20 protein-coding genes are annotated in these 14468 nt (G+C 48.3%); 10 read left to right on the forward strand and 10 right to left on the reverse strand.

What is annotated here, in order from left to right:
* On the reverse strand, positions 1–134 hold a 134-nt coding region (locus tag F905_RS15290; RefSeq protein WP_005181899.1), incomplete at its 3' end, for an FAD-dependent oxidoreductase.
* Positions 135–322: 188 nt separating this feature from the next.
* Between F905_RS15290 and F905_RS13795 the strand changes: the two genes are divergently transcribed.
* The 5 genes from F905_RS13795 (at position 323) to F905_RS13815 (ending at position 4734) form a co-directional block, all read left to right on the forward strand.
* The gene (locus F905_RS13795) at positions 323–934 is read left to right on the forward strand and encodes a DUF1285 domain-containing protein (RefSeq protein ID WP_034598302.1); all 612 of its coding nucleotides are present in this window, start codon (positions 323–325) and stop codon (positions 932–934) included.
* Between the two features lie 46 nt (positions 935–980).
* Positions 981–1850 (forward strand): glutamate racemase, encoded by an 870-nt coding sequence (gene murI, locus F905_RS13800; RefSeq protein WP_005181904.1) that lies wholly within the window; start codon positions 981–983, stop codon positions 1848–1850.
* Between the two features lie 112 nt (positions 1851–1962).
* Entirely contained in the window at positions 1963–2991 is a 1029-nt protein-coding gene (locus F905_RS13805; RefSeq protein ID WP_005181907.1) for a DUF4062 domain-containing protein, read from the forward strand.
* A 66-nt stretch (positions 2992–3057) separates the two neighbouring features.
* Entirely contained in the window at positions 3058–4086 is a 1029-nt protein-coding gene (gene hemH, locus F905_RS13810; protein WP_005181909.1) for a ferrochelatase, read from the forward strand.
* A 3-nt stretch (positions 4087–4089) separates the two neighbouring features.
* The gene (locus F905_RS13815) at positions 4090–4734 is read left to right on the forward strand and encodes an MBL fold metallo-hydrolase (protein ID WP_005181913.1); all 645 of its coding nucleotides are present in this window, start codon (positions 4090–4092) and stop codon (positions 4732–4734) included.
* 69 nt (positions 4735–4803) lie between these two features.
* Here F905_RS13815 and F905_RS13820 read toward each other — a convergent pair whose 3' ends face one another.
* Both F905_RS13820 and F905_RS13825 read right to left on the reverse strand, forming a co-directional pair.
* Positions 4804–4983: a hypothetical protein gene (locus F905_RS13820; protein WP_005181916.1), complete on the reverse strand. Its 180-nt coding sequence runs from the start codon at positions 4981–4983 to the stop codon at positions 4804–4806.
* Positions 4984–5164: 181 nt separating this feature from the next.
* Positions 5165–5338 carry a DNA gyrase inhibitor YacG gene (locus tag F905_RS13825; RefSeq protein WP_005181919.1) on the reverse strand — a complete coding sequence of 58 codons (174 nt, stop codon included), beginning with the start codon at positions 5336–5338 and terminating at the stop codon, positions 5165–5167.
* An 84-nt stretch (positions 5339–5422) separates the two neighbouring features.
* Between F905_RS13825 and F905_RS13830 the strand changes: the two genes are divergently transcribed.
* Complete coding sequence (locus F905_RS13830; protein WP_171065136.1) at positions 5423–6073, forward strand: class I SAM-dependent methyltransferase; 651 nt, start codon at positions 5423–5425, stop codon at positions 6071–6073.
* 2 nt (positions 6074–6075) lie between these two features.
* On the forward strand, positions 6076–7278 hold the full coding sequence (locus tag F905_RS13835; protein ID WP_005181922.1) for a TIGR03862 family flavoprotein: 1203 nt from the start codon (positions 6076–6078) through the stop codon (positions 7276–7278).
* A 66-nt stretch (positions 7279–7344) separates the two neighbouring features.
* On the opposite strand, the gene F905_RS13840 is transcribed toward F905_RS13835, so the two are convergent.
* Positions 7345–7893: a hypothetical protein gene (locus F905_RS13840; protein ID WP_005181924.1), complete on the reverse strand. Its 549-nt coding sequence runs from the start codon at positions 7891–7893 to the stop codon at positions 7345–7347.
* Positions 7894–7906: 13 nt separating this feature from the next.
* The gene (locus F905_RS13845) at positions 7907–8689 is read right to left on the reverse strand and encodes a class I SAM-dependent methyltransferase (RefSeq protein WP_034598303.1); all 783 of its coding nucleotides are present in this window, start codon (positions 8687–8689) and stop codon (positions 7907–7909) included.
* Positions 8690–8810: 121 nt separating this feature from the next.
* On the opposite strand from F905_RS13845, the gene F905_RS13850 reads away from it, so the two are divergent.
* From F905_RS13850 to F905_RS13860, 3 genes are all read left to right on the forward strand, one after another.
* Positions 8811–10085: a hypothetical protein gene (locus F905_RS13850; RefSeq protein ID WP_005181928.1), complete on the forward strand. Its 1275-nt coding sequence runs from the start codon at positions 8811–8813 to the stop codon at positions 10083–10085.
* 100 nt (positions 10086–10185) lie between these two features.
* The gene (locus F905_RS13855) at positions 10186–10383 is read left to right on the forward strand and encodes a hypothetical protein (RefSeq protein WP_005181929.1); all 198 of its coding nucleotides are present in this window, start codon (positions 10186–10188) and stop codon (positions 10381–10383) included.
* A gap of 100 nt (positions 10384–10483) precedes the next feature.
* Complete coding sequence (locus F905_RS13860) at positions 10484–11440, forward strand: 2-hydroxyacid dehydrogenase (protein ID WP_005181933.1); 957 nt, start codon at positions 10484–10486, stop codon at positions 11438–11440.
* 97 nt (positions 11441–11537) lie between these two features.
* Here the strand turns inward: F905_RS13860 and F905_RS13865 are convergent, their stop codons facing one another.
* The 5 genes from F905_RS13865 to F905_RS13880 all read right to left on the reverse strand — a co-directional run bounded on the left by F905_RS13865 (position 11538) and on the right by F905_RS13880 (position 14468).
* Positions 11538–11963 carry a hypothetical protein gene (locus tag F905_RS13865; RefSeq protein ID WP_155756635.1) on the reverse strand — a complete coding sequence of 142 codons (426 nt, stop codon included), beginning with the start codon at positions 11961–11963 and terminating at the stop codon, positions 11538–11540.
* Between the two features lie 204 nt (positions 11964–12167).
* Positions 12168–12692: a hypothetical protein gene (locus F905_RS13870; RefSeq protein ID WP_005181937.1), complete on the reverse strand. Its 525-nt coding sequence runs from the start codon at positions 12690–12692 to the stop codon at positions 12168–12170.
* A 290-nt stretch (positions 12693–12982) separates the two neighbouring features.
* Complete coding sequence (locus tag F905_RS13875) at positions 12983–13372, reverse strand: hypothetical protein (RefSeq protein ID WP_005181941.1); 390 nt, start codon at positions 13370–13372, stop codon at positions 12983–12985.
* A 108-nt stretch (positions 13373–13480) separates the two neighbouring features.
* The gene (locus F905_RS15295; RefSeq protein WP_005181943.1) at positions 13481–13870 is read right to left on the reverse strand and encodes a hypothetical protein; all 390 of its coding nucleotides are present in this window, start codon (positions 13868–13870) and stop codon (positions 13481–13483) included.
* Between the two features lie 4 nt (positions 13871–13874).
* Complete coding sequence (locus tag F905_RS13880) at positions 13875–14468, reverse strand: DUF6036 family nucleotidyltransferase (RefSeq protein WP_034598129.1); 594 nt, start codon at positions 14466–14468, stop codon at positions 13875–13877.

Here is a 14468-nt window from a genome sequence, read left to right on the forward strand (position 1 = left end):
ACACAAACGGACAGATCATTCAGGTTATTTTCAATTGCAAGTTGACGGATTTTAATCGCCGCAGACAGACCCGCAGGGCCAGCACCTACGATAACTACGTCAAACTCCATCGATTCACGTTCGATGTGTTCCATGTAGGACTCCTCATAATACTAGAAGGTGGCAACCGTCATCTCAGAATCCGGTGCTGCCATGAGTGTTCTTAGTTCCTAGACACAAATTTGCTATCGTGTCTTTTATATTGTGGGCTAGTATAGTTTTAAACCTTGGTCTAGCCAATTGGCTGAATCATATTATTTTTCCGTCAGCAGGGTATTCAATGATGAACAATGAGCACAATGAACCAAATCCGACGAAAAAAGTAGCATTTTCTGATGATAAAAATTTAATGGGCATTGCACAATACTTAAAAGATGCACAGCCCGGTCACAAAAGGTCAATTCCCCCTTTGGAGCAATGGCATCCAAAGCATTGTGGCAAAATGGATTTAACGGTAAAAGCCAATGGAGAATGGTGGCACGAAGGTCAATTGGTGAAGCGCCAGTCATTAATTGAGCTGTTTTCTACCGTACTCTGGAAAGAAGGTCACACGTTCTATTTAAAAACCCCGGTCGAGCAGATTGAAATTGAGGTGGAAGATGAGCCTTTATTTGTCAATCAGGTAGATCAGGTTGATATTGAAGGCAAGACCTATCTGCAACTGACCACTACCACCCAGGACCTGGTGATTGTCGATGAGCAGCATCCGATCTTTATGCGTGAATATGAAGGGGAGTTACGTCCCTATGTGCATGTGCGTTTTGGTCTGAATGCCCTGATCCAGCGTGCGGCTTTTTTTCATCTGGTCGAGCTGGGCAGCTTGCAGGAAAATGCCGAAGGCGATGCGATTTTAAGCCTGAAAAGTGGTGATTTGCTATTGCAATTAGGCACCTGAGGTTTAAGCTTGAGCCATCCTATTTCAAACTGCTCATTCCGCTGCCATGACCGCCATTCATCCCCTTGCTCCTTTGTTGCACCCTATGACCAGAGCGCAGGCGGATGCGCCAATTGGGATTTTTGATTCAGGCATTGGCGGCCTGTCGGTGGCACTGGAAATTGCCCAGCATTTGCCCAATGAACAGATTGTTTATTATGCCGACACGGCGCATGTGCCTTATGGCCCGCGTGATGATCAGGAGATTCGTGAACTGACCGCTCAGGCCATCGAGTGGCTGTATCGGCAGGGCTGTAAAATTGCAGTGGTGGCCTGCAATACTGCTTCGGCTTTTAGTCTGGATTATCTGCGTGCGCATTATGGGGAAGATTTCCCGATTGTTGGTTTGGTCCCAGCCTTAAAACCGGCGGTACTGCAGAGCAAAACCAAAACCGTGGCTGTGCTGGCGACACCGGCGACCTTTCGTGGCCAGCTAATTAAAGACGTGATTCAGCGTTTTGCCTTGCCGGCCGAGGTCAAGGTGATTCCTTTAACCTCGCTTGAGCTGGTGCCTTTTGTGGAAAGCGGAGCACAAATGAGCGCGGCCTGTTTAAGCACTTTAAGCGAACTGTTACAGCCGGTGGTGGATGCTGGCGCAGATCATCTGGTGCTGGGGTGTACCCATTATCCCTTCTTAAAAACTGCGATTCAGTCTATTTTTGGTCAGAAATTGACATTAATTGACTCAGGAACTGCCGTTGCGCGTCAAACTTCCCGCATTTTAACGAAAAATGAGTTATTATTTGAACAGAGCCGAGCCGATCAGGTGCAGATTCATTGTTATGTCAGCGGTCAAAATGCTGAACATTTACAACCGATTGTCGGGCGTCTGATGCCTGAGCAGATCCGCTGGAAAATTTCCAATCTGCCTCGCTAAGCCAGGCTCCATAAAGAAAGCAACATGATTGCTTCAGCATGACTTATTTTTTTGATTGGGGAACAATACTGATGCCCATTGGGCGCTTCAGCTATTGAGGGAAGGAGAGCCAATGCTCGATAAACGCTATCAGGTATTTATCTCTACGTCCGGTTCAGATATGCAGCCGGAACGCATGGTATTGACACAGACCTTGGTGGGAATGGGCTTCTTTTCCTGGGGCTTGGAGCAGCGTACGCCGTTGAGTACGGCATTTGCCCGCCGTCAGATTGATGACTGCGATTATGTGGTGCTGTTATTGGGCAGCCAGTATGGCGAGCAGTCGGTATCGGGTGTGGGCTATATGCATCTGGAATATATTTACGCGGTCACCAAGCAGAAACCGATGATTGTGTTTATGCATGAAGACCCGGATTCACGTGATGCCAGCTTGCAGGATGCCAAACCTGAACTGCGGGAAAAATTTAAAGAATTCCGTCGCCTGTTGCAGCAGGAAGTTGATCAGGTGTTTTGCTATCGCAGCTTGCGTGATCTGGAGCTGGCGGTACGTTTCAATATGCCGCAAATGCTGGAGCGTTATCCGGTGGTGGGCTGGGTGCGTCCGCAAAATACCCAGGCCCTGCATGATGAAATCGAGCAGCTACAGGCCAAAGTGGCCCAGTTAAAAAATGAACTTGGCAAGACCGAAGCCGATCCGTTTTTAAGCCTGCCCAAAGTATCCATGCATGAAGCTTTCCAGTTTGAATACCGGATGCATGCTTATCAGGATGGTAATTTTAAAGAACTGAAAGTACAAAAACAGCTGACCTGGGCGCAGCTGTTCAGTATTTTAGGCTCGACCTTTATTCATCCGACCCCGGAAGAATATTTTTCCAAACGCATGAATGAATATTTAAATGATACCGGTCTGACTGATGCGCGGCGTGAAATGCCGCGTGCGCATGCGGTGGCACGGGCGCAAATCAATATTCGTGCCCTGCATACCATTAAAATGCAGATGCGCCAGAATGACTGGATTGTGCAGGCCGGCCGGGATGAACGCCAGCGTATGCTATGGCAGACTACAGCCAAAGGGCAGAAGTTGCTGGACAGTAACCTGCTTGATAATGATCGTGTTTTTCAATATAAATCGACGCATTAATTCATTTAGTAACAGACGGGAAAGCTGTTAAAGTAAACGCGTTCCCTGATGATTCCTGAGAGCCTAATGTCTGTTGTTGCGAAACCGAAAATCACCATTATTCTGGCCAATTTGGGCACACCGGATGCACCGACTGTGCCTGCGGTACGACGTTTTCTGAAACAGTTCCTGTCTGATCAGCGGGTGATTGAAATTCCCAAACTGCTGTGGCAAATCATTTTAAGGCTGTTTATTTTACCGTTTCGCCCCAAACGCGTGGCACATGCTTATGCCATGGTCTGGAATCAGGATTCGCCTATGCGCGAAATTTTGCAGGCGCAGGTTGATGCCATCAGACAGACCTTAACTCCGCTCTACCCGGAATTTGAGCTGAATATTGTGCCAGCCATGACCTATGGCAACCCGGGCATCGACGCTTTGCTGGCAAAGCTGGCCCAGCAGCCGCAAGATCATCTCCTTGTCCTGCCGCTATTCCCTCAATATTCCGCAACTTCCACCGCGCCGCTATATGATGCTATAGCCAAATGGATTCCGCAGCAGCGCAATTTGCCGGGGCTGAGCATTATCCGCGATTATTATCAGCATCCTTTGTATATTCAGGCTTTGGCGCAGAGTGTGCGCGAATTTCAGGCCGAGCATGGTCCGGCGGAAAAACTGCTGATGTCATTTCACGGTATTCCACAGCCCTATGCCGATAAAGGCGACCCGTATGCCGAGCGCAGTCGCACAACCGCTCAACTGGTGGCGCAGGCGCTGGGTTTAAATGAGGATCAGTGGGCAATCAGTTTCCAGTCACGTTTTGGCAAGCAGGAATGGGTCAAGCCCTATACCGATGTGCTGCTCGAAGAATGGGGCAAGCAGGGAGTCAAATCGGTCCAGATCATGAGTCCGGCATTTTCTGCCGACTGTCTGGAAACGCTGGAAGAACTGGCGATACAAAATGCCGAGATCTTTCAGCAGGCTGGCGGGGAACACTATGCCTATATTCCGGCACTCAACCAGCGGGATGATCATTTACAATTGCTGAATGCCTTGCTTCAGGCTAATCTGGATGCGCTGAAACAGACTTTTGCCCATTTTCAACAGGACGCTTAACCCATGTTACAAGTCAAAATTGTGCCGGTCACGGCATTTGCCCAAAACTGTTCCATCGTCTGGGATGCAGAAAGCAAAGACGCCATTTTGATTGATGCGGGCGGTGAACCGGACAAGCTGCAGGCAGAAGTCGAAGCACTGGGCTTAACTGTGAAAGCCTTATGGTTAACTCATGGCCATCTGGATCATGCCGGTGCTGTCGGTGCCTTAAAAAAACGCTGGAATGTGCCGGTCATTGGCCCGCATAAGGAAGATGCGTTCTGGCTGGACATGATTCAGGAAGTATCGGCGCGTTATGGTTTCCCGATTCCTGAAAAGGTCGAGGTGGATCAGTGGCTGGAAGGCGGTGAGCAGCTGCAGCTCGGCAATGAACAGTTTGAAGTGCGTTTTGCACCGGGACATACCCCAGGTCATGTGATGTTCTATAATGCCAATTACGGTTTGCTCTGGACCGGTGATGTGCTGTTTAAAGGCTCGATTGGCCGGACAGATTTCCCGCGAGGGAATCATCAGCAATTACTGGATTCAATCCAGCGTGAATGTTTTAGCCTGCCCGATGAAACCCAGTTTATTTCAGGGCATGGTCCGATCAGTACCATTGGTTTTGAAAAACAGCACAATCCTTTTGTGGCGGGGCAGACCGGTTAATCTGCAAATTTCACCCTAACCAAAGTCAGCACAGTGCTGACTTTTTTATTGCGCCGTTTTGATTGCCATTTATTTGCGAAACGGGTCATTCAGCTGTTTTTTCGCTTCCATGCCCACCAGCCAGGCCATTAAGGCAAATAATACCGCCACCCCAATCAGCAGCGTATCCTGACTATATAAACCGACCGCCAGCATTAAGATTGCGGCAAGCAGAAAGGCGAAAAAAAGAATTTTCAGGAGCGTGGGCATACAGGGCTCGATAATTAGAATCTCGAGGCCATTTAAAAAAGAACCGAATGCGAATAGGGTAACGTTTTGCAGTAAAATTTTTAAATGTGTGCGCTGTTTGCGCAAAGAAGTTTTAAATGTGTAGGATTTTTATTACACCTTTCCAGTAAAAGCGGCTTTTTGTAAAACCGCGTAACTCATTTTAGTCTTCCGGGTTATCTACCGAGGGTGCATCCTGAGTCGGCAGGCGATATTCATCACTGGCCCAGGCGCCCAAATCAATCAGCTTGCAACGCTCGGAACAGAAAGGGCGAAATTCATTGCCTTCCCAGACAGAAGGTTCACCACAACGTGGGCAAGGGAATGTACGTGGCATGCGGGTCTCCTGATAAAATCCCGGATTAGATTAGTCAAAAACAGCTGCACTTGATAGACTTGTGTGGTTTTTTATAAGTTTGATCTGATTATGCCCATTCGTCAATTTCAAGCCCAGCGTATGCATGCTCCGCGTGACTTTCAAGCCATTGCCAATACTCCTGTCTGTATCGAAATTGGTGCAGGCAAAGGCAAGCACGCGCTGTTGTTCAGTGGGCAACATCCTGAGCAAACCCTGTATGCGATTGAGCGCACCCGGGAAAAGTTTCTGGCCATGCAAAAGCAGCATGGATTAGAACCGCGTGCCAATCTGCAGCCGGTCCATGCCGATGCCTTACCGTGGATTGTACATGCGCTATATCCAGCGCAAGTCGAGCAGTGCTTTATTTTATATCCGAATCCGGAGCCGCATAATCCGGCCCAGCGCTGGCTAAATATGCCATTTTTTGAGTTTTTGCTGTCGCGTTTACAACCGAATGGACAGATTACCCTGGCCAGTAATATCCCTGAATATATTGCCGAAGCTGAACAGCAATTATTGGCGCTATGGAAACTGCCGTTTGAGAAACAGCGGATTGCCGCCGATTCTGCCCGGACCCATTTTGAAATTAAATATTTGCAGCGCGGTGAATTATGCCAGCAACTGATTATTCGTAAACCGGAAGGGTATCGCACCCGTTTTGATGATTTTCAGCCGCTTCAGGGGCAGTCGCCTGCGCAGGCAGTGGAAGAATAAGCATGTCCAAGCGGATTGCCATTATCGGGGCAGGCCCGGCCGGCTTGATGGCGGCTGAGGTGCTCAGCCAGTATGGCTATAACCTGCATGTCTATGAGCAGAAGCCTTCGGCAGCACGCAAGTTTTTAATGGCCGGAAAAACCGGGTTAAATATTTCCCATGCCGAAGCAGTGCCGCAGTTTATTCAGCGTTATGATCAGGCCGACTGGCTGGCGCCGTGGATTCAGCGCTGGGATGCTGGCTGGATTCAGGACTGGATGGCAGGCTTGGGCATTCGCTCTTATGTCGGTTCATCCGGGCGGATATTTCCGGTGGAGATGAAAGCTGCACCGCTATTACGGGCCTGGTTAAAACGACTGGCGGATAATGGGGTGCAGTTTCATTACCGCCAGCAGGTCAAAGGCCTTGAGCAGCAACAGCTGCAGATTCTGGACTTAAAACATGGGCAACTGCGCAGTGAATCATTTGATGCGATTGTGCTGGCTTGTGGTGCGCTGTCGTGGTCGCAATTAGGCAGTGATGGTGCCTGGCAGGACTGGCTCCATCCAGAGCAGATTGAACCATTTCAGGCCAGCAATGCCGGGGTGGAGTATCCGTGGTCCAGCTTTATGCAGCCAGTGTTTGGTCAGCCTTTAAAACGGGTTGAGACCTGGGTGGAACCGCATACGCGCAGTGTCGGCGATATTGTCCTGACCCATTATGGACTGGAAAGTGGCCTGATTTATAAGCAGGGCCGGGCCTTACGTGCACAGCTGAAACAGCAGCAGCGCATGGTGCTCTCTCTGGATTTACTGCCCGAGCAGTCGCAGGCGCAGCTGGCCAAAAAATTACACCCCAGTAAAAAGCAGTCGCTTAGCAATGTCTGGCGTAAAGCCGGTTTAGATGCAGCCAAAAGCAGTCTGCTGCGCGAACTGGTCGATAAAAGCTTATGGCATCAGCCGGAGGCACTGGCGGCACAGGTGAAACAGCTGCGGATTGAATTAACGGGTTTTCGCCCGATTGAAGAAGCGATTAGCTGTGCCGGCGGAATCAAGCGCAGTGCCTTCAGCCCGCAGTTACAGCTGAAGGGTCATCCGGCGGTATTTTGCTGCGGTGAAATGCTGGACTGGGATGCACCCACCGGCGGCTATTTGCTCACGGCCTGTTTTGCCACCGGACGGGCAGCTGGGGAAGGTGTACATGCCTATCTCGCTACAGGGCAGTAAAACTCACAGACATCCTGCCTGTAAAAAAATCAGGGCTATTTAGGGCCCTGAGGTTGTGCATATCATTTAATGCTCGAGCTGTGGATACTGGTCGCGCCAGTGTTCTAATTGCTCTTGGGCATGAATAAATTTCCCCAGACCTTTAACGCTGTCTGGTGCACTCTCCGATGCAGCTGAAGCTGGTTGCTGGGCATGCAGCTGGGCCTGATGATCCCAATATTCATACATCAGACCCTGAATATAGCGGCCCTGTTCAGTTTTTAAATCCAGCGCTTTCAGCATATTCAGGGCCGACTGGATATTGTCACCTTGCCGGCTTCGTGCAAAGACATCATCCAGCGTGCCTTGCTGCTGCATCTGCATTAGTTCAACTTCCATTTCCTCACTCATCTGACCAAAGCGCTGTTCATAGTCGGTTAGCAGCTGCAGGTCATGCAAGTCCTGCTCGGTTTTCGGGAAAGTGCGTACCGGCTCACTTTTCAGTTCCTGCAGCACCTGATCTTCGGCGCTTAATTCCTGCTTCGGTTCTGGTGACGGATTACGCTCGCAGGCACTCAGCAGCAGTGCACTGCCAAGCAGACAGGCCAGAGATAAAGGTTTGATCAGATTGGACATGACAGGTTCATCCTTATTGTTCTGTAATTTTTGTAAAGCTATACACATGGGTCAGGTAGGGAAAGTCAATTTGTTGCTGCGGCTGTTTGCCTGTATATTGCAGCACCATCTGCTCGAACTGCTGTTTCAGCTGCTGTTGCTGATGTTCAGGCAGCGCGGCAATAAAACTGGTAGAAAGCAGGCGTTTTGACACCACCTGTTCAACTGTACCGCTTTGCCATTGCTGAAAAGTAGCTTCTGCGTTAGCGTTAAAGCCGGTTGCAGCCGAAAAGACCTGTCGCCATTGGCCGCTATGAAAACGCGGGGTATCACCTTCCAGCGGTGCTATATGCTCGGCCAGTGCCTTGACCCAGTCGATGCGGGTGTCACGCTGATTCCAGATCAGCAATAGCTGACCACCCGGTTTCAGCACCCGGTAAATTTCGTTCAGGGTTTCAAGATTGGCAAACCAGTGAAAGGACTGCGCGCAGCAGACGGCATCGACACTGGCATCAGGCAGCGGCAGGGCATGACTATAGGCTTGAATGCTTTGCACATCAGGATAGTGTTGCTGTAGTTGTGCCAGCATTTCGGCCACCGGCTCAACAGCAATCACATGCGGGCTAAGCTGTTGCAGAATCGGCAGGAATTTACCGGTACCGGCACCTAGGTCGACACAGACCGGTGCGGCATCAGATTTGAGCTGGTTTTTTAACCATGCAACCAGCGCTTGTGGATAACTTGGTCGGACCTGTTGATAAAGTTTGGCGGCTGTGGAAAAGCCTTGTTCTGCTGCAGGATGGAGGAATTGTGTCATATTTTGCGCTTTTTTATCTGCCGGGCATCTATAAAATAACATATTCGCTTTTTAGTCGTCGGCATACGGTCTATTTGTTATTTTGAATCTTGATAGAGGGCTGTGCAGCTCTGGTGTGGGAATGGATAAACACATAATTTTTGAAGACGATCATATCCGCGTCATCTGGATGCCCGGTCATTCAGAGGCGCTGATTTTTTCTTTTGGCGATTTAATTACCCGCGCCAAAGGCCTGACCATTAATGCTGAAAAGTCATTGAGCAAACACGGCTATAATGTGGTTGGCATCATGCCAAAGGAGAAATCCTGGTTTCCCGAACAGTCGATGCGCGCGATGCTGAATGAAATTGCCGCCACCATTGCGCCGTTTCAGCAGCGTATTGGCTATGGCGGTTCGATGGGTGGTTATGCGGCCATCAAATATTCCAACCTGCTTGATTTGCAACGTGTGGTGGCACTGGTGCCGCAATATTCGATTGATCCGGAAGATATTCTGGACACGCGTTACAATATGTTCTTCCACCCGCAGCACAATGCTGACATGCGTATTCAGCCCCAAGATGTTTCGGCTGAGCGCGAATATATCGTAATTTATGATCCGCACTATGCCGAAGACCGCGCCCAGTATTTAAAATTGCAGGCAGTGCTGCCTTCGCTGCAGACCCTGCATTTACCGTTTACCGGACATGATGCAATTGCGGTGTTGGCCAGTTCCGATTTGCTCAATGATTTTCTTAGCCATCCTTTTGATCCGGCACATTTTTACCAGAAGATGCGTCAGGTCAAAAAGAACAGTAAGTTTTACTATCGCAAGCTGATTGAAAACCTGTTGCCACGGCACAAACATGCGCTGGGGAAAATCCTGAAAAATAACGAACTGCAACTGGACAGCGGCTTTTTTGATGCCAAGCTCAAGCAGAACCTGATTCGCTCGCTGCTCAGCAATAAACAGGTCGATCAGCATGACCTGCATAAACTCGGGATTCAGTTTAACCTGCCGCAGGAAAGCCGCCGCCAGCTGATGGACTGTTTTGGCCATGGGCTGGTATTTAATGTCATTAGCCAGAAGATCGAAAGCTATGCTGCCAGTGCTGTGGCCTTAAACCATAAATTCCTGATTCCGATTTATGCCAAGGGCAATGGACTGGTACAAATCTGGCTGAATGACCAGCGTTATATTGTGGCCATGAATGATCGTCAGGTCATGAAACTGTTTCAGGAACAGGATGAGCTCAGCGCCGGTATGCACCCCATCGTGATTAAAAAATACAGCGATTATTATGTGCTGAGTTATAAACAGCTGAATTTAAGTAGTGATGAATTTGGCGGCAATGAATTTGTCGATGATAGCCCGGAAAGTGCCAAATTTGTGACCCAGCCCGAAGTGGTGCTGTAAGCCAAAACTGCACTGACCCCGAAGTCCTTGTTTTATTTTATATTCAGGCTAAGATGAAGATGGATGTAAAACAACCAGTGGATAAAAGTAGGGTAGTGTTATGACCATTCGACCTCTGTCTGTTGTGGTACTGAGCCTGCTGGGTTGGGCTGTTCCGTCCGTTGCTTCGGCACAAACGGTGCATTATTCAGCCTATATGGTGTTCGGCAGTGGCCTGTTATTGGTATTGGCTTTAACCATTTATGTCATTCGGCAAATCCGCTTTTCTTTACGCAATTATCACAGCAAGCGCCCATGAACTCATGGGCGTTTTTTTGTGGGCATCCCATTTTTGAACTGACGCGCAGCGCTACAAGTGTGCTTTAATTTCTTCACGCCATGATGAGAGGATGCACCACATGAACGCCATATTTCTGGATTTTGCCTCGCTGGATCAGGATGATTTACAGCTAGAAGACTTAAACGCTGTCTTTCAGCAGCAGTTAACGCTGTATCCAACCACTTCGCCTGCAGAGCTGCTGCCACGGGTGCAATCTGCCGAGGTGATTATCAGCAATAAAGTCTTGCTGGATGCCGCGACATTACAGCAATGCCCGCAGCTTAAACTGATCCTGATTTCAGCCACCGGTACCAATAATGTCGATTTGGAACAGGCACGCCGCCAGGGTGTGGTGGTGTGTAACTGTCAGGGTTATGGCACGGCCGCAGTGGCGCAACATACCTTAATGCTGATGTTAAATCTGGCTACTTCTTTTGTGCCTTATCATCAGGCGGTGCAACAGGGCCAGTGGCAGCGTTCTAGCCAGTTCTGTCTGCTGGATTATCCAATTGTCGAGCTGGCTGGAAAAACGCTGGGAATTGTCGGTTATGGTGAGTTGGGGCAGGCAGTGGCCAAGCTAGCCGAAGCCTTGGGCATGCAGGTCAAAATTGCTGCTCTCGCCAACCGGCCACAATCTGCGTCGCGGGTGCCTTTTGCCGAGCTGTTACCGCAGGTGGATTTTTTAAGCCTGCATTGTCCACTGACCGAAGATACCCGGGATTTAATCGGGCCGGCTGAGTTTGCTGCCATGAAACATAGCGCGTTTTTAGTTAACTGTGCCCGCGGCGGTATTGTCAATGAAGCGGCGCTGGCCGAAGCCTTACAGTCCGGACAAATTGCCGGTGCGGCGATGGATGTGCTGAGTGTCGAGCCACCCAAGCAGGGCAATATCCTGTTAGACCCAGCCATTCCCAATTTAATTTTAACCCCGCATAGTGCATGGGGCAGTGTAGATGCGCGGCAGCGGATTGTGCAGCAAATGGTAGAAAACGTGATCGCATTTCAGCAGGGCCAACCGATCCGTCAGGTCAATTAATCAGATATCAAGCAATAAAAAATACGGACGTATTCAGGTCCGTATTTTTGGGTGGAATGAAAAGGCGAGTGATGATGATGCTCTCGCTCACTCCGTCTTAAAGTTCGGTCACGGCGTAGCTGGTGGCTCCTGAACCGGTTTCAGCAGGTACTGATGCCGCCGGTTGAGCGGTATCTGGCTGACTCAAGCTGCCCTGTACAATTGGTACCGGCTGTTGCGGTGCGCCGCCTAAAGCTTCTTTGGTGTCCTGAATTTTCTGGTTGTCCTGTTGCGTGGTGTTGCTGGTTAAGGTTTTGGTATTTTCCCAGGCCTGATGCACCGAAGGCCGTACTTTTTGCACACCTTTTTCTGCCACTTCACCAACCCGATCTGCCGCGTTTAAAACACCTTGCTGTACTTTATAGGCCCAGACATGCAGTAAATTCGGATTATCGGCATACGGCTGAATCGGGGCTTGGAGCTTGGTGCTGCTATTCGCTTCTGCTGGTGGAGTTTGTGCCCAGACTGCAGTGCCCATGAGCATAAGGCCAACAGCCAATACGGATTTCATTTTATGCATAATCATGACCCCTGCTAAAAGAGAATGGAAAGCCTAAGCCTAAACTGAAGGCATGAAGAAATCATGAAGATTCCTGTTACTGTGTTGAGCATCTGCTGAATTGTCTTGAAACTCAAGCACAAAATTAAAAAAGCCCGCAGGGTTGCAGGCTTGGTTCTCTCATTTTGATTATTGTGCAGCGCCAACCGCGGTATGGGTTTTACTGCTGACTTTGGCTTTGGCCACAGGCGTATCGACATCAACCTGCGCATTGCTGTGCAATTGTACCTGTGCCGATTTCTGTTTCAGGCTGTTTTTGGTTTTTTCCGTACGATCTGCGGCATGTTCACGGGCTGCTGCGGCTTTCTTGGCGGCAGACTGTTTCAGTTCGCTTGAGCGTTCATAGGCCGCCTGTTTTAAATCTGCGGCTTTTTCTTTGCCGGCTTCGGCTTTTTCATTGCTGAACTGTTTGGTGTTTTGCCAGGTGTTCTGGGTCGTGGTTTTTACGCTATGTAATCCTTGACCGACATGCTCGCCTGCGCTGTGTAAGGTCTGCTGCGTACCTTGCACTACATTATTTAAAAGTCCACCAGCCTGTGGCGTCTGCACAGCTGCCGATGCGTTGACATTGGCCTGAAGTGCGGGCGCGGCATACAGTGAAGATGTCGCGAGTAGGGCGCTGCTCATGAATATTGTTGTGAGAGTTTTCTTCATAGGATTTTCCTTGCATGTGTGCCACAGACGCAATGCTGTGAGCGGTGCCTATCTTAAGGAGAAAAATATGCGCCGATATGCTTTATGCAAAAACATCCACAATCTTGCTACAACTGCTTAACAATTCAGGCATTTTTGTAAACTGGGAATTGGCTGCGAAGTCTTATACCAGTTGGTATAGCAGATATAATTTGCATGATGAAAAATCTATTTATTTTTCAGGTTATTTTTATTTTTTCTGAAAAATGTGGAAAAGCACCATACCTTTTGCAGGCATGATGCTTGAATTTTTAGTTACATTGCGCCAGTGCATCTTTATGGAAATGATCGCGCAGGGTGAGGAAGTTTTTCTGTACCGTGGCATCATGCAGGTCAAAATTATGGGCGGTGCTGGTGCCATCTTGGGCAAAGGTAGCTGAACCGGCTGAAATGAGGGTGTTGCCTTTAAATGCCCATTGTTCAATTGAGCGGCCGGCTTTGAGCTGCCCTCTAAATTCAATCACGCATTTATCAATAAACTTGGTCAGTTTGGCCGAGTTATGCGTGGTGTCTGGATAGACCTCAAGATTTTGGACTTCTTGTAATACCCCCGCTTGTAGTTGTGGAATGACTGGCGCAGAGGTACATGCACCCAGAGAAAGGCAAGTTAGACCAGATAAAATTAAAGTTTTAAGTTTCATAAGCTTCTTTCTTGTTGAGTGTTTTCAGTTTGAGTATAGGGAATATGGAAGGAAAAGCCTATAGGTATGACCTATAGAATAGTAGTACTTAAGAGAAGGAGGAGAGAATTAACTGTAAAGTGAGTAGTGGCGTGTTTGTAAGGTCAGTAATTGAGGTTTTAAATGATTTAAATCTTCATTGAGGCCTACACGTTTTGCCAGAGGGTCAACTAATCTTCTTGTATCATGAGTGCTCGGCAATGGAACGACATTCAAGGCTTGGGAGAGTGCTTTAAGTTGTTGGCGTCTAGAAACACTTGAGCATGAGTATCTGCGGAATTTTTCTAATAGAAAAAACAGTCGGCGCTTTTCTAAGGGGTTTAAACTGGAACTCACAGCAGGTAGTAGTTCTGAATATAATAATGCTTCAGCAACGGGTTTAACCTGCTCGAATGTTGCAGAATTCAATGGCTGCTTTAATAGTGCTTTTAAAGCATGCTCAAATTCCAGCTGATTCATTGTGTCAATCTCCCAGGTCTGAAAGAAGCGAAATCATATATTGAATATTAGAATCTAATTGCTCAGGTGTAACGTAATAGTCTTTAGCATTATTTGCTATTTCTTTGAACTGCTCAAGCGAAAACTTGTTTCTTGCATATAATGCTTGAATATCTTCGATGTCTCTGTCAGACAAGCGTGCCAATTTAGAAACAGCCAAATCTACGCCAGATACGAGATAGACCTCTACGATACTTTCAGCGGTTAAGGGGATAACTCGTTCCCTGTAATCAGGATCGATGGAGGCAAGGCTGGTATTAAATCCACTGTCAAATTCTAAATTTGTTTCAAGATTATTATGATCCAGATATTCAATATCATTATTTTCTAGAAATAAGAAAATATCTTCTTTTTTTAATTGGCTGATCGATTGGATTTCAGCATCAATATCATTGCTACCTCGAGCATTGGTGTGGATGTGAAACGCACAGCCACCAAAAATAAATGCCTTAACGGCACCATGAGGAAGATATTGATGATTCATTGAAATCCAATCCTCAAGCTCTTGAAAGAGCTTGAGGATTGCAAGGGTGATAGGTGAGTCGTTATAAATACTCAT

This window comes from Acinetobacter sp. CIP 53.82 (assembly GCF_000369465.1).
GTDB lineage: Bacteria > Pseudomonadota > Gammaproteobacteria > Pseudomonadales > Moraxellaceae > Acinetobacter > Acinetobacter indicus.